The organism is Streptomyces sp. SD31, assembly GCF_052068475.1.
GTDB lineage: Bacteria > Actinomycetota > Actinomycetes > Streptomycetales > Streptomycetaceae > Streptomyces.
In genome coordinates this window covers 52,613-75,103 of record NZ_JBQHCX010000004.1, presented here as the reverse complement: position 1 = coordinate 75,103, position 22,491 = coordinate 52,613, and the positions used below count along the sequence as shown (strand labels likewise).

The 22,491-nt window shown below is 71.6% G+C and carries 18 protein-coding genes; 8 read left to right on the top strand and 10 right to left on the bottom strand.

Annotation, left to right across the window (positions count from 1 at the left end):
* Positions 1-47: 47 nt before the first annotated feature.
* Positions 48-710, top strand: coding sequence for a hypothetical protein (locus ACTMVF_RS10190; protein ID WP_441270624.1), 663 nt, complete (start codon positions 48-50; stop codon positions 708-710).
* A 30-nt stretch (positions 711-740) separates the two neighbouring features.
* Here the strand turns inward: ACTMVF_RS10190 and ACTMVF_RS10185 are convergent, their stop codons facing one another.
* The 9 genes from ACTMVF_RS10185 to ACTMVF_RS10145 all read right to left on the bottom strand — a co-directional run bounded on the left by ACTMVF_RS10185 (position 741) and on the right by ACTMVF_RS10145 (position 12,081).
* Entirely contained in the window at positions 741-2,288 is a 1,548-nt protein-coding gene (locus tag ACTMVF_RS10185; RefSeq protein WP_441270623.1) for an NCS1 family nucleobase:cation symporter-1, read from the bottom strand.
* Positions 2,289-2,454: 166 nt separating this feature from the next.
* Positions 2,455-3,477: a TIGR03842 family LLM class F420-dependent oxidoreductase gene (locus tag ACTMVF_RS10180; RefSeq protein WP_441270622.1), complete on the bottom strand. Its 1,023-nt coding sequence runs from the start codon at positions 3,475-3,477 to the stop codon at positions 2,455-2,457.
* Positions 3,478-3,488: 11 nt separating this feature from the next.
* Complete coding sequence (gene hydA, locus ACTMVF_RS10175; RefSeq protein WP_403334036.1) at positions 3,489-4,892, bottom strand: dihydropyrimidinase; 1,404 nt, start codon at positions 4,890-4,892, stop codon at positions 3,489-3,491.
* Positions 4,893-4,923: 31 nt separating this feature from the next.
* Positions 4,924-5,766: a nitrilase-related carbon-nitrogen hydrolase gene (locus ACTMVF_RS10170; protein WP_441270621.1), complete on the bottom strand. Its 843-nt coding sequence runs from the start codon at positions 5,764-5,766 to the stop codon at positions 4,924-4,926.
* Between the two features lie 155 nt (positions 5,767-5,921).
* The gene (locus ACTMVF_RS10165) at positions 5,922-7,490 is read right to left on the bottom strand and encodes a PucR family transcriptional regulator (RefSeq protein ID WP_441270620.1); all 1,569 of its coding nucleotides are present in this window, start codon (positions 7,488-7,490) and stop codon (positions 5,922-5,924) included.
* 23 nt (positions 7,491-7,513) lie between these two features.
* Positions 7,514-8,797, bottom strand: a complete 1,284-nt coding sequence (locus tag ACTMVF_RS10160; protein WP_441270619.1) for an aspartate aminotransferase family protein — start codon at positions 8,795-8,797, stop codon at positions 7,514-7,516.
* On the bottom strand, positions 8,794-9,636 hold the full coding sequence (locus tag ACTMVF_RS10155; protein ID WP_441270618.1) for a nitrilase-related carbon-nitrogen hydrolase: 843 nt from the start codon (positions 9,634-9,636) through the stop codon (positions 8,794-8,796). The genes ACTMVF_RS10160 and ACTMVF_RS10155 overlap by 4 nt, the downstream gene beginning before the upstream one ends.
* Positions 9,637-9,816: 180 nt before the next feature.
* On the bottom strand, positions 9,817-11,688 hold the full coding sequence (locus ACTMVF_RS10150; RefSeq protein WP_441270617.1) for a hypothetical protein: 1,872 nt from the start codon (positions 11,686-11,688) through the stop codon (positions 9,817-9,819).
* A gap of 132 nt (positions 11,689-11,820) precedes the next feature.
* Complete coding sequence (locus tag ACTMVF_RS10145) at positions 11,821-12,081, bottom strand: helix-turn-helix domain-containing protein (RefSeq protein WP_062700034.1); 261 nt, start codon at positions 12,079-12,081, stop codon at positions 11,821-11,823.
* A gap of 65 nt (positions 12,082-12,146) precedes the next feature.
* On the opposite strand from ACTMVF_RS10145, the gene map reads away from it, so the two are divergent.
* From map to ACTMVF_RS10110, 7 genes are all read left to right on the top strand, one after another.
* Complete coding sequence (gene map / locus ACTMVF_RS10140; protein ID WP_441270616.1) at positions 12,147-12,923, top strand: type I methionyl aminopeptidase; 777 nt, start codon at positions 12,147-12,149, stop codon at positions 12,921-12,923.
* Between the two features lie 343 nt (positions 12,924-13,266).
* On the top strand, positions 13,267-13,377 hold the full coding sequence (locus ACTMVF_RS10135; protein WP_441270615.1) for a keywimysin-related RiPP: 111 nt from the start codon (positions 13,267-13,269) through the stop codon (positions 13,375-13,377).
* A gap of 25 nt (positions 13,378-13,402) precedes the next feature.
* Positions 13,403-15,247 carry a lasso peptide isopeptide bond-forming cyclase gene (locus tag ACTMVF_RS10130; RefSeq protein WP_441270614.1) on the top strand — a complete coding sequence of 615 codons (1,845 nt, stop codon included), beginning with the start codon at positions 13,403-13,405 and terminating at the stop codon, positions 15,245-15,247.
* A 30-nt stretch (positions 15,248-15,277) separates the two neighbouring features.
* The gene (locus tag ACTMVF_RS10125; protein ID WP_441270613.1) at positions 15,278-15,532 is read left to right on the top strand and encodes a lasso peptide biosynthesis PqqD family chaperone; all 255 of its coding nucleotides are present in this window, start codon (positions 15,278-15,280) and stop codon (positions 15,530-15,532) included.
* Complete coding sequence (locus ACTMVF_RS10120; protein WP_441270612.1) at positions 15,529-15,954, top strand: lasso peptide biosynthesis B2 protein; 426 nt, start codon at positions 15,529-15,531, stop codon at positions 15,952-15,954. Before ACTMVF_RS10125 ends, ACTMVF_RS10120 begins: the two co-directional genes overlap by 4 nt.
* Positions 15,951-17,795: an ABC transporter ATP-binding protein gene (locus tag ACTMVF_RS10115; protein ID WP_441270611.1), complete on the top strand. Its 1,845-nt coding sequence runs from the start codon at positions 15,951-15,953 to the stop codon at positions 17,793-17,795. The genes ACTMVF_RS10120 and ACTMVF_RS10115 overlap by 4 nt, the downstream gene beginning before the upstream one ends.
* A 140-nt stretch (positions 17,796-17,935) precedes the next feature.
* A complete protein-coding gene (locus ACTMVF_RS10110; protein WP_441270610.1) occupies positions 17,936-20,491 on the top strand; it encodes an ATP-dependent Clp protease ATP-binding subunit in 2,556 nt (851 codons plus the stop codon).
* Between the two features lie 110 nt (positions 20,492-20,601).
* Here ACTMVF_RS10110 and ggt read toward each other — a convergent pair whose 3' ends face one another.
* Positions 20,602-22,401 (bottom strand): gamma-glutamyltransferase, encoded by a 1,800-nt coding sequence (gene ggt / locus ACTMVF_RS10105; protein ID WP_441270609.1) that lies wholly within the window; start codon positions 22,399-22,401, stop codon positions 20,602-20,604.
* Between the last annotated feature and the right edge of the window lie 90 nt (positions 22,402-22,491).

The window sequence follows — 22,491 nt, the reverse complement described above, 5'->3', positions numbered from 1 at the left end:
TCCGCAGTGCGGACTCCCTCCGCACCGTCCCCCACGAAAAGTGCGCCGTGCGTTCTCTTCCCTTGCCGCTCGCTCTCACCGCGCGTCTGTCGCCCGTCGTCGTGCTCGCCGTGGCGGGCTGGACACTGTCGTCCGGACCCGCGACGCAGGCCGCCGACGCGCCGGCGACGCAGAAGAGCGGCGACGATGCGCCCTCGGCCCCCGCGACGGCGGCGGTGTCGAAGACGTACGCCTCCGCTCCCGCGCCGTGCGACAGCCTGAGTACGAAAACGGTCAAGTCGCTCGTGCCGGGCGCCAAGACGGCCGGCAAGGAGATCCCGTCGACGGACTCGAAGCTGCGCCGTACGTGCTCGTGGAATGCGCTCAAGGGCTACGACTACCGGTGGCTGGACGTGTCCTTCGAGATCACGGCGTCGGACGACGCGGCGGAGAAGTCCTACAAGGAGCGCGTCGCGAACAAGAGCGGCGGCGGCGCCGTCCCCGGCGTCGGCGACTCGGGGTACTCCGTCGTGAACCTCACCACCGAGGACAAGCAGCAGACCCGTGAGGGCGTGGTGATGATCCGCGCGTCCAACGCGCTGGTCTCCGTCACCTACAGCGGAAGCGACTTCGAGTCGAAGAAGGCGCCCAGCACGGACGAGATCAACAAGGGCGCCATCAAGGCGGCCAAGGAGGCGGTGGCCGCACTGGAGGACGGCCAGAAGAGCTGACCGTCCTCCAAGCTTCCTTTCACGGTGGGTTCAGGCCTCGACGCGTTCCTTGTGTCCGGCCATCAGCACCACGTACAGCACCAGCGAGGCGCCCAGGCCCACCGCCCAGCCGTAGTCGGCGAGCGGCTTGAGGAACGGGATCAGTCCGTCCACCGGGAACGGTCCGGTCTTCGCGCCGTCGGCGCCGACGCCCGAGTACGAGCCGCCTACCGCGAGAACGCCGCCGACCAGGAAGGCGACGATGGCGCGCCAGTTCCAGCCGGACGAGTACCAGTAGCGTCCGCCGGGTGTGTACAGGTCCGCGAGGTGCAGGACCGTGCGGCGGACGATCCAGTAGTCGGCGATCAGGATGCCCGCGACCGTGCCGAGCAGGCCGCCGACCACGCCGAGCCAGGTGAAGATGTAGAACTCCGGGGTGGAGATCAGCTTCCACGGGAAGATCAGCACGCCGATGACACCGGTGATCAGCGCGCCCGTACGGAAGTTGATGAGCTTCGGCGCCAGGTTCGCCAGGTCGTACGCCGGGGAGACCACGTTCGCCGCGATGTTCACCGAGATCGTGGCGACCAGGACGACGATGAGGGCGAAGAGCAGACCGAAGGCGCTGTCCGTCTTGGCGGCGAGGGTGACCGGATCCCAGATCGCCTCGCCGTAGACCACCTCGGAGCCGGAGGTGACCAGCACGGCGAGGACCGCGAAGAGGGTCATCGTGGTGGGCAGGCCGAGGGACTGGCCCCAGGTCTGCGCCTTCTGGCTGGCGCCGAAGCGGGTGAAGTCAGGGATATTGAGGGACAAAGTAGCCCAAAAGCCGATCATTCCCATGAGGGACGGGAAGAAGACCGGCCAGAAGTCGGGCCCCCAGCCCAGCTTCGAGGGCTGGTCGAGCAGCGCGCCGAAGCCGTCCGCCTTGACCGCGATCCAGATCAGCAGCACGAAGGCACCGACGATCACGAAGGGCGCGGCCCAGTTCTCGAAGTGCCGCAGGAAGTCCATGCCGCGGTAGATGATGGCGATCTGCGCGGCCCAGAAGAGGAGGAAACACAGCCACAGCGGCCAGGGGTTGCCCGCGATCTTGCTCGCGTTCTCCCATCCGCCGCCGGTGAGCTTGGAGCCGAGGGCGAAGATACCGCTGCCGCCGATCCAGGTCTGGATGCCGAACCAGCCACAGGCCACGGCCGCCCGGATCAGCGCCGGGATGTTGGCCCCGCGCAGCCCGAAGGAGGCCCGCGCCAGCACCGGGAACGGTATGCCGTACTTGGGTCCTGCATGCCCGGTGGCGAGCATCGGCAGCAGCACGATGACGTTGGCCAGCGCGATGGTGAAGACGGCCTGCTTCCAGTCCATGCCGAGCGCGACCAGGCCGGAGGCCAGGGTCCAGCTCGGGATGCAGTGGGCCATGGAGATCCACAGGGCCGCGAAGTTGTACGTCGTCCACTTGCGCTCGGCGACCGGGACGGGACGCAGATCCTCGTTGGCGAAGGGGCTGTCGGCGGGGAACGCCTCGGGGGCGAGTTCGATGCGTCCGCCGGGGTCGGCGGACTGGGATATCGGTGACCCCGTGGGGACTGTGTCGGTCATGGGCAGGCCAATCGATCAGGGCGGGACGGGAAAGGCCGTGCGGGGGCCTTGGGCCCCTCCCCGGGGCGGTGGCGGGGAGGGGCCGGGACCGCGGGGAGGGAGACAAGGTGGGGGGTCGGGTGGAGCGGTGTTGCCGTGTTGACGTGCGTGAACTCGTGGACGGGGGTCAGGAGTTGACCGCGGGGATGACCTTCGAGCCGTACGCGTCGATGACGGCTTCCTGCGCGTCGTGCATGTCGTAGACGGCGAACTGGTCGACGCCCAGCTCACTCAGCGCGTTCAGCTTCTCGATGTGCTTCTCGACCGGTCCGATGAGGCAGAACCGGTCGACGATCTCGTCGGGCACGAACTGGGTGTCCGGGTTGTCGGCGCGCCCGTGGTGGGAGTAGTCGTACCCCTCACGCGCCTTGATGTAGTCGGTGAGTTCGTCGGGTACGGCGGCGGAGTGCTCCCCGTACTTGGCGACCAGGTCGGCGACGTGGTTGCCGACCATCCCGCCGAACCAGCGGCACTGCTCGCGCGCGTGGGCGAGCGCCTCGGGCGAGTCGTCCTCGGTGACGTAGGCGGGAGCCGCGACGCAGATCTTGACGTCGTCGGGGTCACGGCCGGCCGCGATCGCCGCGTCCTTCACCGCCTTGACCATGTACTCGGTCAGATAGAGGTCGGCGAGCTGCAGGATGAACCCGTCGGCCTCCTCACCGGTCATCTTCAGGGCCTTGGGCCCGTACGCCGCCATCCATACGGGGAGTTCGGCGCCCTCCTTGATCCACGGGAACCTGACGACCGTGCCGCCGCCGAGGTCGGCCTCGTCGCCGCGGCCCAGCGCCCGGATGACCTTCATGGCGTCGCTGATACGGGCGAGCGTGTTGGGCTTGCGGCCCGCGACACGCATCGCCGAGTCGCCGCGGCCGATGCCGCAGACCGTGCGGTTGCCGAACATGTCGTTGAGGGTGGCGAACGTGGAGGCGGTGACCTCCCAGGTGCGGGTGCCCGGGTTGGTCACCATCGTGCCGACCTTCAGCTTCTCCGTGTTCGCGAGGATCTGGCTGTAGATCACGAACGGCTCCTGCCACAGCACGGCGGAGTCGAAGGTCCAGCCGTAGGTGAAGCCGCTGCGCTCGGCGCGCTTCATCAGGCTGACGACCCGCGAGGCCGGCGGGTCGGTCTGCAGAACGAGTCCGAAGTCCATGAGCTCCGCTCCTAGTTGAGGTACTGACAGGTGGAGCGGGGGGTGTAGACGCCGTGCCCGGCGTGCCCGGTGTACTCCCGCTCGGTGATGACGAGTTCGCCGCGCGAGAGGACCGTCTCGACCCGGCCGGTGGTGCGCTTGCCCTCGTACGCCGAGTAGTCGACGTTCATGTGGTGCGTGACGGCGGACATGACCTGCTCGGCCTGCGGGTCGTAGATGACGATGTCGGCGTCGGCGCCCGGCGCGATGGTCCCCTTCTTCGGGTACATGCCGAACATCCGGGCCGGCGTCGCGCAGGCGATCTCGATCCAGCGGCGGCGCGAGATGTGGCCGTCGACGACGGCCTGGTGGAGCAGGTCCATGCGGTTCTCGACGCCGGGGAGGCCGTTGGGGATCTTCGAGAAGTCCCCGCGCCCCAGCTCCTTCTGGCCGACGAAGCAGAAGGGGCAGTGGTCGGTGGAGACGACCTGCAGGTCGTTCGTCCGCAGCCCTTGCCACAGCTTGGCCTGGTGCTCCTTCGGGCGAAGGGGCGTGCTGCACACGTACTTGGAACCCTCGAAGTCGGGCTCGGCGAGGTTGTCGGTGGACAGGAACAGGTACTGGGGGCAGGTCTCGCCGAAGACGTTGAGGCCCTCGTCGCGCGCCCTGGCCAGCTCGGCGACCGCCTCCATCGCCGAGACGTGGACGACGTACAAGGGCGCCCCGGCCACCTGGGCCAGCTTGATGGCACGGTGGGTGGCCTCGGCTTCCAACAGGGCCTTGCGCACCTCCCCGTGGTAGCGGGGGTCGGTCTCCCCCCGCGCCAGCGCCTGTTCGACCAGCACGTCGATCGCGATGCCGTTCTCGGCGTGCATCATGATCAGGCCGCCGTTCTCGGCGGAGCGCTGCATGGCGCGCAGGATCTGGCCGTCGTCGGAGTAGAAGACGCCCGGGTAGGCCATGAACTGCTTGAAGCTGGTCACGCCCTCCTCGACCAGCAGGTCCATCTCCTTGAGCGTCTCCTGGTTCACATCGGAGACGATCATGTGGAAGCCGTAGTCGATGGCGCAGTTGCCCTCGGCCTTGGCGTGCCAGGCGTCCAGGCCCTCGCGCAGCGAGTGGCCCACGCTCTGCACGGCGAAGTCGATGATCGTGGTCGTACCGCCCCAGGCGGCGGCCCGGGTGCCGGTCTCGAAGGTGTCGGAGGCGAAGGTGCCGCCGAACGGCAGCTCCATGTGGGTGTGGGCGTCGACGCCACCGGGGATGACGTACTTCCCGGTGGCGTCGATGACCCGATCGGCAGTGAACGATTCGGCTGCCGGCGTGCCGGAGGCGGCGAGGGCCGCGATGCGGCCGTCCTCGATCAGCACGTCGGCGTGGATCTCGTCGGACGCGGTGATGACGAGACCACCGCGGATGACGGTACGGCTGCTCATGATCCCTCTCCTGCCAGGGTGGATGATGCGGTCAGGGTGCGGTCAGCGGGGGGTACGCGTCCGGACGGCGGTCGCGGTAGAACTGCCAGCGGTCGCGGACCTCGCGCAGCTTGGCCATGTCCAGGTCGCGGACGACGAGTTCGGTCTCCTTGTCGCCGGCCACCTCGCCCACGAACTGGGCCTCCGGGTCGACGAAGTACGTCGTCCCGTAGAAGTCGTTGTCGCCCAGTTCCTCGATGCCGACCCGGTTGATCGCGCCGACGAAGTACTCGTTGGCGACCGCGGCCGCCGGCTGCTCCAGCTGCCACAGGTAGGCGGACAGCCCTCGCGAGGTGGCCGACGGGTTGAACACGATCTCCGCGCCCGCGAGCCCCAGCGCCCGCCAGCCCTCCGGGAAGTGCCGGTCGTAGCAGATGTAGACGCCGATCTTCCCGACCTTGGTGTCGAAGACGGGCCAGCCGAGGTTGCCCGGGCGGAAGTAGAACTTCTCCCAGAATCCCGGTACTTGGGGAATGTGGTGCTTGCGGTACTTGCCGAGGTACGAGCCGTCCGCGTCGATCACGGCGGCCGTGTTGTAGAGGACGCCGGGCTGCTCCTCCTCGTACATCGGCAGGATCAGGACGATGCCCAACTCCTTGGCGAGCGCCTGGAATCGCTGGACGATCGGCCCGTCCGGAATCGCCTCGGCGTACTCGTAGAACGCCTTGTCCTGGACCTGGCAGAAGTACGGTCCGTAGAACAGCTCCTGGAAGCACAGGACCTGAGCACCCTGCGCGGCCGCGTCGCGGGCCGCCTGCTCGTGTACCTGGATCATCGATTCCTTGTCGCCGGTCCAGGCGGTCTGGAAGAGGGCGGCACGGATCACTCTGCTCATCGGGACCTCCGGTCGCTCGGTGTGCGAGAAGGCTAGGAAGTCGACAAGCGGGCTTTGAGTTGCACGGTGTCACGTCTGCGGGCGTGCGGCGTGCCACGGTGTCACCCTGCCGTGGGCCCATGTTTCACCGCCGTTTTCCCAGGTCGTCGCATGTTTCACCCCTGTTGCGCATCGTGCGCGAGGAGCGCGATGTGCACCGAGGCGGCCTGCTCGAAGTCGTCGAGGTCCACGCCCAGCCGTGTCTGTATCGCCTCCAGGCGCCGGTACAGGGCGGGCCGGGAGACGTGGTGGAGCTGGGCCGTACGCGACTTGTTGCGGCCGGTGGCGAGATACGTCCGCAGCACGGCGAGCAGGTCGTCGCCGGACCCGCACAGCAGCCCGTCCAGCTCCCGCTCCGCGAACGACTGGACGTGCGGATCGTCGCGCAACAGCCGGACCAGGCCGCGCAGATGGACGTCCTTGAGACGTACGACGGTCGGCAGGTCGAGAGCGGCCGGGGTGTCCGCCACCGCGTCCGCGACGTGCTGCGCCTCACGCAGGCCCGCCGGCAGGTCGTCCCAGGCGGTACGGGGGTCGGCCGCGGCCACCACGGTCCGTACCGCCTCCGAGCGCACCCGCGCCGCGAAGTTGGCCGTCAGCACCGAGGCGTCCTGGTCCCGGGCGAGACTCAGCAGGACCGCGACGGCACCGTCCGCCAGCTCGGCGACGAGCCCGGGCAGCCCCAACATCCGTATCGCCCGGTCGAGTTGGGCGGGCTCGACGTCCCGTACGACCAGCGGCACGAAGGTGCGCCGGTTGACCGGCAGCCCGGCGGCACGCGCGCGTGGCAGCAGCTGCCGCGCCGGTACGACCCCGCTGACGAGGTCGGTCAGCAGGCTCTGCGCGGACTGCTCCTCCCAGGTGTGCGCGGAGTTGCCGCCGAGCATGCGGTGCAGGACGAGGGCCTCGGCGGCGCGTTCGGCGAGGAGCCGTCCGGTGGCGGTGTCGCCGCGGTGCCCGCACAGCACGATCTGGCCCCACCGCTCGCCGCGTCCGCCCAGTTCGGCGCGGATCCAGCCGTCGCCCTCGCTGCCGCCGGCCTGACGGGAGATGCGCTCCCAGTCGCGCAGCACGTCGTCCACCGCGGAGCGCTCCCCCGCCGTGGCGAGGACGCGGTGGGCGAGGTTGGTGACGACGACGGGACAGGCGCTGTGCGTGGCGACCTCGTCGAGGAGCCGTTGGAGCGGGGCGCCCGCGGTGATGAGTCCGGTGAGCGCGGTCCGTACGGCCTCCGAGAGGCTGACGGCCGCGAACTTCCGCCGGACGAGCCGGGACTGCACCTCCTCGGTCAGCTCGGCGAAAGGGAAGGGACGGTGCAGGACGACCATGGGCAGCCCGCACCGCTCGGCCGCCCGGCGCATCACGTCCGGCGGGGCGGGAAACGCCCGGCCCAGGCCCAGTACGACGGCCGCGGCCTCCGCCCGGTGCAGGGATTGGATGTACTCGGCCTGCTTGCCCTCGTCCCCGGCGAGCAGCACCCCGGTGGTCAGCACCATCTCGCCGCCGCTGAGCATCACGCCGACGTCCGGCGCCTCGGCGACATGCACCCAGCGCACCGGACGGTCGAGCTGACCGGCACCGGCCACCACCTCGGGCTCTCCGGCCAGCACCCGTTCCAGGGTGAGGACCTGTCGGACGGACAGGACCGGTTCGAGGCGCTCCCAGGTCTCCGAGGTGGTGGTCATGGTGGTTCCCTTGCTCAGCCGGTTCAGATGCTCCTCAGAGCGCTCTCCAGGATCTCGGCGCCTTCCTCGGCCTCCGCGACGGTGAGGGACAGGGGCGGGGCGACGCGCAGCGACGTGGTGTTGTGGCCGCCGCCCTTGCCGATGAGGAGGCCGCCCTCGCGGGCCGCTTCCAGCACGGCCGACGCCGCGTTCGGGTCGGCCTCGTCCGTACCGGGCCTGGTGATCTCGATGCCCAGCATCAGACCCCGGCCGCGCACCTCGCGTACGTGCGGGACCTGCGCCGCGACGGCCCTCAGCCGCTCGACGAGCAGTCCGCCGACCCGCCGGGCGTTGCCCTGGAGGTCGTGTTCCAGCAGGTAGTTGAGGTTGGCGAGGCCGGCCGCCATGGTGATCTGGGTGCCGCCGAAGGTGGAGATGCTGTTGGCGTCCAGGCAGTTCATGATCTCGGCGCGGGCGACGACTCCGCCGATGGACATGCCGTTGCCGATGCCCTTGGCGAAGGTGAGGATGTCCGGCGGGCCGTTCTGCCCGTGTGCCTGCCAGCCCCAGAAGTGGTCGCCGGTGCGGCCCCAGCCGGTCTGCACCTCGTCGGCGATCCACAGGATGCCGCGCTCGGCGAGCACCTCGCGGAACGCGGCGTACAGCCCGTCAGGACCCGAGGTGAAGCCGCCGACGCCCTGGATGGGCTCGGCGATGAGGGCCGCGGGCGGACGGGTGTGGCCGAGGATGTCCACCAGGTCGTCGACACAGGCCGCGATGAAGTCGTCGTCGCTCAGTCCGGCGTACGGCCCACGCGTGCGCACCCCGCCGTGGACGTACAGCGTCTGCAGCGGCGACAGCGAGGTCGGTGACCAGCCGCGGTTGCCGGTGATGCCGACCGCGCTGAACGAGCGGCCGTGGTAACTGTTGCGCATCGCGAGGATCGTGTTGCTCTGTCGGTAGGTCGTCGCGAGCAGCAGGGCGGTGTCGTTGGCCTCGGTGCCGGAGGTGGTGAAGAAGACGCGGGCGTCCGGGATGCCGCTCAAGTGGGCGATGCGCTCGGCGAGTTCGAGCATGGGCCGGTTGAGGTACAGGGTCGAGGAGTGGATGATCCGCCCGGCCTGTTCGCTCACCGCCTTCGTCACCTCGGGCAGCGCGTGCGCGGTCATCGTCGTCAGGATGCCGCCGAAGAAGTCGAGGTACCGGTTGCCCTCGGAGTCCCACACGTGGCGGCCCTCGCCGTGGGTGATCTCCAGCGGCTCCTCGTAGTAGAGGGCGAGCCAGTCCGGCATGACGGCACGGTGGCGTCCCAGCAGGTCCTTGGTCACGGCTGCACCAGTCCTTCGTAGGCGTCGGGTCGGCGGTCACGATAGAAGGCCCACTGCTGCCGTACCTCTTCGATCAGGTCGAAGTCGAGGTCCCGGACGACGAGTTCCTCACCCTTGTCACTGGCGACCTCACCGACGAACTGGCCGCGCGGGTCGACGAAGTACGACGTCCCGTAGAAGTCGTTGTCCCCGTACGGCTCCTGCCCGACGCGGTTGATCGCGGCGACGAAGTACTCGTTGGCGACGGCCGCCGCGGGCTGCTCCAGCTGCCACAGGTACGCGGACAGGCCGCGCGAGGTGGCCGACGGGTTGTACACCAACTGGGCGCCGTTGAGCCCGAGTTGGCGCCAGCCCTCCGGGAAGTGGCGGTCGTAGCAGATGTAGACGCCGACCTTGCCGACGGCGGTGTCGAAGACGGGCCAGCCGATGTTGCCGGGCTTGAAGTAGTACTTCTCCCAGAAGCCCTTGACCTGCGGGATGTGGTGCTTGCGGTACTTGCCGAGGAAGGTGCCGTCGGCGTCGATCACGGCCGCGGTGTTGTAGTAGAAGCCGGACTGCTCGACCTCGAAGACGGGGACGACGACCACCATGCCCGTCTCGCGGGCGAGCTCCTGCATACGACGCACGGTCGGCCCGTCGGGTACCGGCTCGGCCCAGCGGTAGTGCTCCGGTTCCTGGACCTGACAGAAGTAGGGAGCGTTGAAGACTTCCTGAAACCCGATGATCTTGGCGCCCTGCCGGGCCGCCTCGCGGGCGTGCTCCTCGTGTTTCGCCACCATGGACTCGGTGTCGCCGGTCCAGGTGGCCTGGACCAGAGCGGCACGTACGACGTTGGCCATGAGCTGCTCCTTCGACGGGACGTCAGAGCCTCTACGCCCGTAGAGGTGGCCGTAGAGGCTTGAAAGTAAGCCCCCGGAACAGCCTTGCCAAGACCATCGTCGTTAACCCGCTGAGTCGATCACGTTTCACACTCCAGTGGGGGACGGATGAGGCGGGCGGGGCCGGTGCGGCGGACGGTCTCAGGCCGTGAAGCCCGCCACCCGCAGGGCGTGGACGAGATCCCAGTGGCGCTCGTCCGACACACCCCGGGCGGCCTCCACCAGCAGCGGTACGAGCGTCTTCGGGTCGGGCTCGGCGCTGCGGGCGGCCTCCTCCGGGGTACGGACGCGGACGTACGCGTCGAGCAGCGCCCGGACCTCACGGTGCCGCCCCCCGCCGAGCAGCCCCACCACGGCCTGCCCGATCTCGTGCGCGGGCCGCGCCACGCCCTGCCGCAGGATCTGCTCCCCGTCGTCGGCACGCCCGGCCCCGGTCAGCGCGTCGGCCGCGGCCACGAGCCGCTCTGCGGGCAGCGAGGCGGCCTCCCAGAGCAGGGTCGCCCAGTCGGCGCCGAGTCCGGCGCGCTGCATCTCGGCGGCGAGCAGGGGGAAGCGTACGGCGGGCCAGTACGCGGCCTCCACGAGCAGCACATGCGCCTCACCGGTGCGCCCCTCACCACGCAGCCGCACCAGGGTCTCCACGGTCCCGACGACCTCCCGCCGGTCCGCCGGGTCCATCGTCTCGGCCTGCGGCTGCGGCGACGTGTGCACGGCCCTCTCGGCGGCGGCCCCGGCGAACCGGGCCCCGCGTGGCCTACGGCCGGTGGTGGCGGGCCGAGCGGGGAGGGCGGGTTCGGCGGCCGGCGGTACGACGACGGGGGCCGCCTCCTCCTCGACCATCCCGGCGAAGCGGGCGCTGCCTCGGCGGCGCTTGCGCTGCTTGGGGGCGGGGTCGGGGTCGGGGGTGATCGAGGGGGCCTGCGGGTGGTCTTCGGGCGTCGAGTCGGCGGAGTGATGTTCTTCCGGCCAGTCGGACGCCGCGGCGGCGCCGAAGGGGGCGGTTCGGGCCGTGGGACGTGCGGCGGGGCGGTCGGTGTCGATGCCCGCCCCCTGCGTGTCCGGCCAGTCGGACGGCTCGGCGATGCCTCCGGGCGCATAGGGGTCCGCGGGCCGCCCCTGGAAGGAGCCGTGACCCTCCACCGGCGCGGCACCGGAGCGCCGCCGCGCTGCGCGCCACTGGGCTGCTTCGGCGGCCGAGGTGGCGGCTCGGCGCCCCTCGTGCCGGTCTGCGGGCGCCCCGGCAGAGGCTGCCCCCCGCCCTTCGGACGGGCCCGCCACCGGGGCCGTCGACCGCGCGTCGCGCTGATGCGGCATACCCGGGAATCCGCCGGGAGAGCCGGCCGCGCCCGACTGCCTACGGCCCGCCCCGGACGCGACGTCCTCGGACCCGAGGTCCCCGAACCCGTCGTCCCGCAACCTCCCGCCCTCGACCCCGGCGTCGACGCGGAACACGGACCCCTCCCCCACCCGGTCCCGCCGTATCGCCTGACCCCGTTCGCTCGCCGCCCGGCGGTCCAGGTCGGCCATCCGGGCGCGTATTTCGGCGCACCGGGCGGTGGCGCGTTCGTGGTCGTCGCGGGCCCAGGCGAGGTCGAGACGGATGGTGTCGGCCTCCTCCTGGCTGGTGGCGGCGGCGAGCGATCGGCCCAGCTCCACCTGCCGTTCGGCGGCGTACCGCTGCTCGCGGAGCATGACGTCGAGCCGGTCGCCGAGGGCGTCGTGGCCGCCGGGCCGGGAGTCGTACGCGGCGAGGGCCGCAGCGTGCAGGGCGCGGGCGCGCTCCGCCTCGGGGCCGGCGCCGCCGGGGCCGTACTGGCCGGCGAGGTCGTGCAGGAGTGACTCCACCACGTCCCAGGGCGGCACTTCCCGTCCGTCGAGGCAGGCCTGCATGCCCTCGGGGTCGCGCTGCCAGAACACCCCGCACCAGCCGCCGCCCTGATCCAGGCGCGCCAGAAGGCCGTCCAGGTAGTTCACGAACTCCCGTACGCGAGCCGGGAGTTGATCCACTGACATCGCCCAACTCCCGCCAGACCGGAGTACTCCGGTCCGCTAGGCAACACCAGCCATGTTACGAACGCGCTACGGGAAGTTTTCCGAATGGCCGCAGAGTACGCCGCACCTGCCGGAACGTGACGTGCGTGCCCGTCAGGCGGCGACCTCGACAACAGGAGTGCAGCGCCCGGCGAGTTCGTCCATCGACAGACCCAGGGCGTGTGCCAGTGCGGCCACCGTGAAGAAGGCGGGGGTCGGCGCCCGGCCGGTCTCGATCTTGCGCAGCGTCTCGGCCGAGATGCCGGCGCTCGCCGCGACCTCGACCATGCTGCGGCCGCCACGCGCCTCGCGGAGCAGCCGGCCGAGCCGCTCGCCGCGTTCACGCTCTTCGGGGGTGAGAGGAGTGCGCACCATGGCGCCCATTCTAATACCGCATCCCCCCGACCGCCCCCTATTCAAATACCGGTATAGTAATTGGCATGGTGGAACTGAAGACGGACACGTCGATCGATGAGATGTATGCGGCCGGGCAGGTCGTCGGCCAGGCCCTCACGGCCGTACGCAAGGCGGCCGACGTGGGGGTTTCCCTGCTGGAGCTGGACGAGGTGGCGCGTGAGGTGCTGAAGGCGGCGGGCGCGGCCTCCCCCTTCCTCGGCTACCGGCCCTCCTTCGCCCCCGTTCCCTTCCCCGCCGTCATCTGCGCCTCGGTGAACGACGCGATCGTGCACGGCATCCCGACCGGTTATCGCCTGCGCGACGGCGACCTCGTCTCCATCGACTGCGGCGCCGAACTGGGCGGCTGGGCGGGCGACTCGGCGATCAGCTTCACGGTCGGCAGGGCGCGACCCGCCGACGTACGCCTGGTCGAGACGGCGGAACGGGCGCTGGCGGCCGGCATCGAGGCGGCCGTGGTCGGCAATCGCCTCGGCGACATCGCGCACGCGATCGGCTCGGTGTGCCGGGCCGCCGGGTACGGCATCCCGGACGGTTTCGGAGGGCACGGCATCGGCCGCAAGATGCACGAGGATCCGTCGGTGCCGAACGAGGGCCGGCCGGGCCGGGGCATGCCACTGCGGCACGGCCTGGTCCTCGCCATCGAACCGATGCTCATCGCGAGCGGCGAGGACGGCTACCACGCCGCCCCGGACGGCTGGACCCTGCGCACCAACGACGGCTCCCGGGCGGCGCACGTGGAGCACACGGTGGCGATCACGGAGGCGGGACCGCGCATTCTCACCGCCCGGGAAGCCCTCTGACCACACCGCCCGCCGCGCTCTGCACCCTGCGTGCGTGGTGCACGCCGACGGCTGCGCCATGCGCCCCGGCGGCTCCCCTCACCGGTGTTCGTGCACGGCACGCGCGACCACGGAGAGGTCACACTTGGGAACGTTTCTTCGCACATGCGCACGGCAAACCTCGACAGAAGCAGCACCTCATGCCAGGCACATGTGCGCCGACACCAGGCCGGAGTCATCTGCCTTTTCATACCGTCACACTTTCGTGCCGCGCCTTGCCCCACCCTCACGTTCCGCAGCTAGCTGGGTGCTGCGCCCGTTCTCCATCCGGGGAGTGGGACCACACCCGCAGTGAGGAGTAGTCATGAAGAAGGCATACGAAGCACCGACGCTCGTCCGGCTCGGCACGTTCCGCAAGGAGACGGGGCTCCTGGGAAGCTCCGGCAACGACCGGCTGATCCTGAGCAAGAACTGACGGGCGACGGCGCTGACCCGACGTCATGACTGAACTGCACGAAAGTGCGGGGACGGGCCCCGGCGACGCGGACTTCGCGGTCTTCACCGACCGTGCGGACGCGGCCGCCGTGGCCCGCTCCTTCGCCCGGCCCGGTCTCCGCACCCTCACCCACGCGTCGGGCCGGCCCTGGCTGGTCGGCCGCTGGCACGACGGGGAGCTCGTCACGGCGAGCGCCGGAGCCACAGCCCTCGCCGTCGTCGGCTGCTGCCCGGTCGACGCGGGCGAACTGCGGCGAAGGGCCGCACGGCTGAGGGACGTCGCGGAGCTCGACGCACTGGCCCGCTCCCTGCCCGGCAGCTTCCACCTCGTCGCCGCCCTCGACGGACAGGTCCGGGTGCAGGGCACCGCCTCGGGTCTGCGGCTGGTCTTCCACGCGGAGATCGACGGCATACGGGTGGCCGCCACCCGCGCCGACACGCTGGCCGCCGCCCTCGGCCTCGAACCCGACCCTCAGGAGCTGGCCGTCCGGCTGCTGTGGCCGACCCCGTACCCCCTGTACGAGACCTCCCTGTGGCGCCCGGTCACCGCCGTGCCCCCGCAGGACGCCGTGATCGTCGCCGCGGACGGGCGCTCCGTACGGCACACCCGCTGGTGGACACCGCCGGAGCCGGTCCGGTCCCTCGCCGAGGCGGCGCCGGTGATCCGGGCGGCTCTGGAGGAGGCCGTTCAGGCGCGGACCCGGCAGGGCGGCGTGGTCAGCTGCGACCTGTCCGGCGGGCTGGACTCCACGTCCGTCTGCTTCCTCGCCGACCGCTCCCCCGCCCGCGTGGTGGCCAGTACCTGGCCGGGCCGCGATCCGGCCGACACCGATCTGCAGTGGGCGGAACGGGCCGCGGAGCACCTCCCGGACGTCGAGCACGTCATCTGGGACCCGGACGCCTCACCGCTGGTCTACGACGACCTGCTCGGCATCGACGACCTCCTCGACGAGCCCACCATCGGCGTCATGGACCGCTCCCGCGTCCTGCACCACCTGCCCGACCTCGCCGCGCGCGGCAGCCGGGTACACCTGACCGGCATCGGCGGCGACCACGTGGCCTGGTGCTCCGAGGCCTACTACCACCGGCTGCTGCGCACCCGCCCGCTGTTCGCCGTGCGGCAGCTGCGCGGGTTCCGGGCCCTGTGGCAGTGGCCGCTCGGCGGCACGGTCCGCGCCCTCGCGGACTCGCGGTCGTACGGCAGGTGGCTCGCCGACGCCGCGGGCACGCTGCGCGACCCGTCGCCCTCCTCCGTCGCCACCGGGCTCGGCTGGGGCAGGGCACCGCGGCTGTTCGGCTGGGTGACCGCCGACGCCGAGCGGCTGGCGCGCCGGGCCCTGCTCGACGCCGCGGCGACGGCGGCACCGCTGCATCCGGACCGGGGGATGCACGCGGATCTGGAACAAATCCGCTCGACCACGCGCGTCATCCGCCAGTGGGACCGGATGGCGGCCCGCGCCGGTCTGCCGATGGCCTCCCCCTTCCTCGACGACCGCGTCATCGAGGCGTGTCTGGCCGTACGCCCCGGCGAGCGCGTCACACCGTGGGCGTACAAGCCGGTGCTGACCGCCGCGATGAGCGGCCTGGTGCCCGAGGAATGCCTGCGCCGCACCACCAAGGCCACGGCCTCCATGGACGCCTCCGACGGGCTGCGCGCCCACCGCGCCGACCTGCTGGCGCTGTGGGAGGACTCCCGGCTGGCCGGGCTCGGTCTGGTGGACGGCGCCGAGCTGCGCCGGCTCGCCCAGCGGCCCGCCTCGCCCGGTCTGTCCGACGCCATCCTCTACTCCACGATCGCCGCCGAGGTGTGGCTGCGGGGGCTGTCCCGCAGCCGTGCCCGCACCCCTTGAGAACCCCCACCGCGTCAGAAAGGCGAGCGCATGCCCTTGCGGTTCGACGCACATGTCTCCACGGCCGAGACCGACTACGGCACCGTCCTGCTGGACGAACGGGCCGGTACCTACTGGGAGTTGAATCCGACCGCCACTCTCGTGGTCCGCACCCTGCTGGACGGCGGCGAGGAGGCCGACGCGGCCGCCGCCTTGGTCCGCGAGTTCGATATCGACCGGGCGCAGGCCCAGCGGGACGTCGAGGCGCTCGTCGGCCACCTGCGCGAGGCGGGGCTGGCCTCATGACGACACCCAGCGCGCTTCAACGCCCCACCGGTGTGCCGTTCGGCCGCCGCATGGCCGCACGCCTCGTGCTGCTTCCCGCCGTCGCGCTCGCCCTGCTGCCGCCCCGCCGCATCCGCGCCGTCCTCGGTGTCCTGCGCCGCGGCGCCACGCCCGCCACCACCGCGCAGGCCCAGGCCGCGCGGGACGCCATCTGCGCCGTCAGCCTGCGCTGCACCGGGCCGAAAGGGTGCCTGCCGCGTTCCCTGGGCGCCGCGTTGCTGTGCCGGCTCCAGGGGGTGTGGCCGACGTGGTGCGCCGGGGCCCGGATCGTCCCGCCCTTCGCCGCGCACGCCTGGATCGAGGCGGAGGGCCGCCCCGTCGGCGAGGGCGTACCGGACGGCTACTTCGCCAGGCTGGTGGCCGTCGAGCCGACCCGGCGATGAGCGGCGGTGCGGCCGCGGGCGGCGCCACTGTCGCGGAGGACGGACCGCCGGAGCCCGCCTGCGACGACAGGTCGACCCGTGCGGCGGTGGTCACCTTGTTCCGGCTCACCGCCGGGCACCGGGCCGCCGTCACCGTGGCCGGCCTGCTGACGTTGGCCGGCTCCGCCCTGGGGCTGGCCCAGCCGCTGGTGGCCCGGCACGCGGTGGACGCGAGCGGGCGCGGACAGGTCGTCTGGCCGCTGCTGGCGCTCCTCGGCGCGCTGTTCCTCGTCGAAGCGGCGATCGGGTCGGCGGGACGCTACCTGCTGGAGCGGATGGGCGAGGGCGTCGTACGCCAGCTCCGGATGGGCCTGGTGGGACGTCTGCTCCGGCTGGAGATGCGGGAGTACGAGCGGCACCGGGGCGGCGACCTCATCTCCCGGGTCACCACCGACACCACCCTGCTGCGCGAGGTCGTCTCGCAGGCCCTCGTCGACCTGGTGACCGGAAGCCTCGTCGCCGCCGGGGCGCTGGTCCTGATGCTGTGGCTCGATCCGTTGCTGCTGCTTCTGGTGGCGCTCACCGTGGCCGTCGCGGCCGCCGTGGTCTCCTCACTCCTCCAGGGCATCCGGCGCGCCTCCGAGCGCATGCAGGACTCCGTGGGTGCCGTCGCCGCGGATCTGGAACGGGCCCTGGGCGCCCTGCCCATGGTCCGGGTGCACCGCGCCGAGGACCGCGAGGCGGCACGCATCGGGGCACGGGTCGAGGAGGCCTACGACGCGGGAGTACGCACCGCGAAGCTCGCCTCCGTCATGAGTCCCGCCGTCGAACTCGCCGTCCAGGGCTCCTTCCTCGTCGTCCTGGTCGTCGGGGGCCTGCGCGTCGGCGGGCAGGCCGGCTCCCTCGGAGACCTGGTCGCGTTCCTGCTGTACGCCTCCTACCTGGTCCTGCCGCTGTCCTCCGTGTTCCACGCGGTGGGCCTGATCCAGCGCGGCATGGGCGCCTACCGGCGTGTCGACCAGGCGCTGCGCCTTCCCATGGAACGCACGGGGCCGCCGGTCGCGCCGGCCCGCCTCCGGCCCGTACCGACCGTCCCCGCCGACCGGGCCGCCCTCGCGCTGCACGACGTCCGGTTCGGCTACGACCCGGAGCGGCCGGTGCTGTCCGGCGTGTCCTTCGCCGTCCCCCACCGCCGGCACGTGGCCCTGGTGGGGCCCTCGGGAGCCGGCAAGAGCACCGTCTTCGCACTGGTCGCGGGGTTCTACGAGCCGGACGCGGGGACCGTGCTGTTCGACGGCCGCCCCGCCGGGGAACTCGGCCGTGACGCCTGCCGCCGGCGCATCGCCGTGGTGGACCAGAACACCCATGTCGTCCACGGCACCCTGCGGGAGAACATCACCTACGCCGTGCCCGAGGCCCCGGAGGCGGAGGTCCGGCGGGTCCTCGCGCTGGCCCGCCTCGAGGAACTGGTCGACCGGCTGCCCGGCGGTCTGGACGCCGTCATCGGGGAACGCGGCAGCACCATCTCGGGTGGCGAACGCCAACGCGTCGCCCTGGCCCGGGCGCTGCTCGCCCGCCCCGCGCTGCTCCTGCTGGACGAGCCCACCTCCCACCTCGACGCGATCAACGAAGCGGCACTGACGGCGGTGCTGAAGGAGGTCGCCCAGGAGTGCGCCCTGCTGGTCATCGCGCACCGCCTGTCCACCGTGCAGCACGCCGACCACATCGTCGTGCTCCACCAGGGCCGTACCGCCGCCTGCGGACGCCACGAGGAGCTGCTGACCGGCAGCCCCCTCTACCGCGATCTGGCCACGAGCCAGATGCTGCGCCCCGGAGGGACGCAAGCGGTGGGAAGCGGCTGAAGCCCGGGTGTTCCTGCACATGCCCCCTGAGCCAGAACGTGCCATCGTGGCATGAGCGTGCCCGACCCGGGTTACCCGGCCCCGGCACGTCGATCAGCGAGGGCGACCCTGCCCGCGCAGGGACGCCGGATGGGAACGCCATGACCAGCGGCTTCAATGGTGGTCCGGAAGACTACGACCCCTTCGGGGAATTCCTCGCCCGCTTCTTCGGGGGACCGCGCCCCGGCCCCCGGCAGATCGACATCGGCCGCCTGCTCAGTCAGCCGGCCCGGGAGCTGGTGCGGGGCGCCGCCCAGTACGCCGCCGAGCACGGCAGCCGCGATCTGGACACCCAGCACCTGCTGCGCGCCGCGCTGTCCGCCGAGCCGACCCGGAGTCTGCTCAGCCGGGCCGGCGCGGACCCGGACTCGCTGGCGACGGAGATCGACGAGCGCTCGGGCCCGGTCCAGCACCCGCCGGGCGAGGCCCCGCCGCCGACGTCGCTCTCCCTCACGCCGGCCGCCAAACGCGCCCTGCTGGACGCGCACGATCTGGCCCGGGCGCGCGGCGCCGGTTACATCGGCCCCGAGCATGTGCTCAGCGCCCTCGCCGCGAACCCCGACTCCGCGGCGGGGCACATCCTCAACGCGGCCCGGTTCGCGCCCTCCGCCGGACCGTCCGAGGCCTCCGACGCCACCGATTCCCGGCCCCGCATCGATCAGCGGCCGCGCGTCGACACCGGCACGCCCACCCTCGACAAGTACGGCCGCGATCTCACCGACCTCGCCCGCCGGGGCCGTATCGACCCGGTGATCGGCCGGGACGAGGAGATCGAGCAGACCATCGAGGTGCTCTCCCGGCGCGGCAAGAACAACCCGGTGCTGATCGGCGACGCGGGCGTGGGCAAGACCGCGATCGTGGAGGGCCTGGCCCAGCGGATCGCCGAGAGCGACGTGCCCGACGTGCTCAGCGGCCGCCGGGTGATCGCGCTGGACCTGACCGGCGTGGTCGCGGGCACTCGTTACCGGGGCGACTTCGAGGAGCGGCTCAACAACATCGTGGGCGAGATCCGCTCGCACTCCGACCAGCTGATCGTCTTCATCGACGAGTTGCACACGGTCGTGGGCGCCGGAGGCGGCGGCGAGGGCGGGTCCATGGACGCCGGGAACATCCTCAAGCCGGCCCTGGCCCGCGGCGAGCTGCACATCGTCGGCGCGACCACCCTGGAGGAGTACCGCAGGATCGAGAAGGACGCGGCGCTCTCCCGCCGCTTCCAGCCGATCCTCGTCCCCGAGCCGACCGCCGCCGACGCGATCGAGATCCTGCGCGGCCTGCGCGACCGCTACGAGGCCCACCACCAGGTCCGCTACACCGACGAGGCGCTCGTCGCCGCCGTCGAACTGTCGGACCGCTATCTCACCGACCGCCGCCTGCCGGACAAGGCGATCGACCTGATCGACCAGGCGGGCGCCCGGGTGCGGCTGCGCGCGCGGACCAAGGGCACGGACGTCCGGGCCATGGAGCGCGAGGTCGAGCAGCTGTACCGGGACAAGGACCAGGCGGTCGCCGACGAGCAGTACGAACAGGCGACCCAACTGCGCGACCGTATCATCGAGTTGAAGCAGCGCATGGCGGACGCGACCGTCGACGAGGAGGTCGACGAGGGCCAGCACCTGGAGGTCACCACCGAGGCGATCGCGGAGGTCGTGTCACGGCAGACCGGCATCCCGGTGAGCAGCCTCACCGAGGAGGAGAAGGACCGGCTGCTCGGCCTGGAGCAGCACCTGCACGAGCGGGTGATCGGCCAGGACGAGGCGGTACGCGTCGTCTCCGACGCGGTGCTGCGCTCGCGGGCCGGACTCGCGAGTCCCGACCGGCCGATCGGCAGCTTCCTCTTCCTCGGCCCCACCGGCGTCGGCAAGACCGAACTGGCCCGGGCGCTCGCCGAGGCGCTGTTCGGCAGCGAGGAGCGCATGGTCCGCCTGGACATGAGCGAGTACCAGGAACGGCACACCGTCAGCCGCCTGATCGGCGCCCCGCCCGGCTACGTCGGGCACGAGGAGGCCGGCCAGCTCACCGAGGTCGTCCGCCGGCACCCGTACTCGCTCCTCCTCCTCGACGAGGTCGAGAAGGCCCACCCGGACGTCTTCAACATCCTGCTCCAGGTCCTGGACGACGGCCGGCTGACCGACTCCCAGGGCCGGACCGTGGACTTCACCAACACGGTCATCGTGATGACCAGCAACCTCGGCTCCGAGGCGATCAGCCGGGGCGGCACCGGGATCGGGTTCGGCGCGGGTGACGAGGAGGCCGACGAGGAGGCGCGGCGCGAGCGGATCCTACGGCCGCTGCGCGAGCACTTCCGGCCCGAGTTCCTCAACCGCATCGACGAGATCGTCGTCTTCCGCCGGCTGACCCACGACCAGTTGGAGCGGATCACCAATCTGCTGCTGGACCAGACCCGTCGGCTGCTCCGGGCGCAGGGCGTCTCGGTCGAGTTCACCGGCACGGCCGTCGACTGGCTCTCCGAGCGCGGCTACCAGCCCGAGTACGGCGCCCGCCCGCTGCGTCGCACCATCCAGAAGGAGGTCGACAACCAGCTCTCCCGGCTGCTCCTGGACGGCCGGATCGGCGAGGGCGGCCGGGTGACGGTGGACGTGGAGGACGGACGGCTCGCCTTCCGCACGGAAGAGCTGCCGCCCGCCCCCGAGTTGTGACGCGCCACATGTGGTCAGGCCTCATGGGGTCAGGCCCATGTGGTGAGGCCCCATGGGGTCTGACCACACGTGGTGAGGCCCCATGTGGTCACCCCCATGATGGTGAGGCGCTACGACGCGGGCCGCACCACCATCGCCGAGCCGCCGCCCCGCCGCACCTTCTCGGCGGCGGCCAGCCACTGCCCGTTCGGCAACCGCTGTACACCGGTCGCCGCGCCGATCTCGGCGTTCTGCCGGAAGCCGTGCCCGATCGCTTCCAGCTGGGCCTTCAACGGGCTGTTCCACAGGACCGGTTCGAGCTCGGTGGTGGTCTGGTTGCGCTGGCTGGCGCGCGGCGCGGCGATCGCGTCGACGAGCGGCAGCCCGCGGTCGAGGAACCCGGTCAGCGTCTGCAGCACGGTCGTGATGATGGTCGCGCCACCGGGCGAACCGAGCGCCACGACCGGCTTGTTGTGCTGGTCGAGGACGATCGTCGGGGACATCGAGGAGCGCGGTCGCTTGCCCGGGCCCGGCAGGTTCGGGTCGTGGACGTCCGGGCTCGCCGGGGTGAAGGAGAAGTCCGTCAGCTCGTTGTTGAGGAGGAAGCCACGGCCCGGCACCGTGATGCCGCTGCCGCCGGTCTGCTCGATGGTCAGCGTGTACGAGACGACGTTGCCCCACTTGTCGGCCACCGTGAGGTGGGTGGTGCTGTCGCCCTCGTACGTGGTCGGCGCCGCCGTGCCGCTCGCGTCGCAGGACGCCGGGTCACGCGGGTCACCCGGCGCGACCGGGCTCGTCAGCACCGCGTCGTCCTTGATCAGGCACGCCCGCGAGTCGGCGTACCGCTGCGACAGCAGTTCCTTCGTCGGTACGTTTTCGAAGGCCGGGTCGCCGACCCAGCGCCCGCGGTCGGCGAAGGCGATGCGGCTGGCCTCGATGTAGCGGTGGAGGTACTGGGCCTCGCTCGCCTTCGACAGATCCGTGTTCTCCAGGATGTTGAGGGCCTCGCCGACCGTGGTGCCGCCGGAGGAGGAGGGCGCCATGGCGTAGACGCCGAGACCGCGGTACGAAGTCCTCGTGGGCGCCTGGGACTTGGCGCGGTAGGCGGCCAGGTCCTTGGCGGACAGGTCGCCGGGGCGGGCCTTCCAGCCGGAACCCGGGTCCACGGGTGGGTGGTTGACCGTGTCGACGATGTCCTCGGCGAGGTCTCCCCGGTAGAGCGCGCCGACGCCGTTCCTCGCCAACTCCGCGTAGGTGCGGGCGAGATCGGGGTTCTTGAAGGAGGAGCCGACGACCGGAAGCTCCCCGCCTGGCAGGAACAGCTTCGCCGTGTCCGGGAAGTAGCGGAACCGGGTCTCGTTGGCGGCGGTCTGCGCGCGGAAGGTGCCGTCGACGGTGAAGCCGTCCCGGGCGAGCCGCTCGGCGGGCTTCAGCAGGGTGCCGAGCCCCCTGCTCCCCCACTTGTCCAGCGCCTTCTGCCAGGTGGCGGGCGTGCCCGGAGTGCCGACGCTCAGTCCGCTGCTGACGACCTCGGCGAACGGGATCGCCGCGCCGTTCTCCACGAACAGTTCGGAGTCGGCGGTCAGCGGCGCGGTCTCGCGGCCGTCGATGGTCTGCACCGTACGGGACTTGGCGTCGTAGTAGACGAAGTAGCCGCCTCCGCCGATGCCGGCGGAGTAGGGCTCGGTCACGCCGAGCGCGGCGGCCGTGGCCACGGCGGCGTCGACGGCGTTGCCGCCCTTCCTCAGGACCTCGATGCCGGCCGCGGAGGCGTCCGCGTCGACGCTCGACACCGCGCCGCCGTAGCCGACGGCGACCGGAACCTTCTGGACTGCCGTGCTCTGGGCGGCGGGTGGCGCTGCGGCCCCGACCGACACCACGGCGGCCGAGACCGCCAGGACCGACAGTTTCCGCGCGACAGGGCGACGCATCCGCACCTCCAGTGAGGGACCGTTCGCGCAGCCTATTCGATCGCCATGCCCTCGTCAGCCTGGCCTCGCGGGCTTTGCTCGAACACGGGT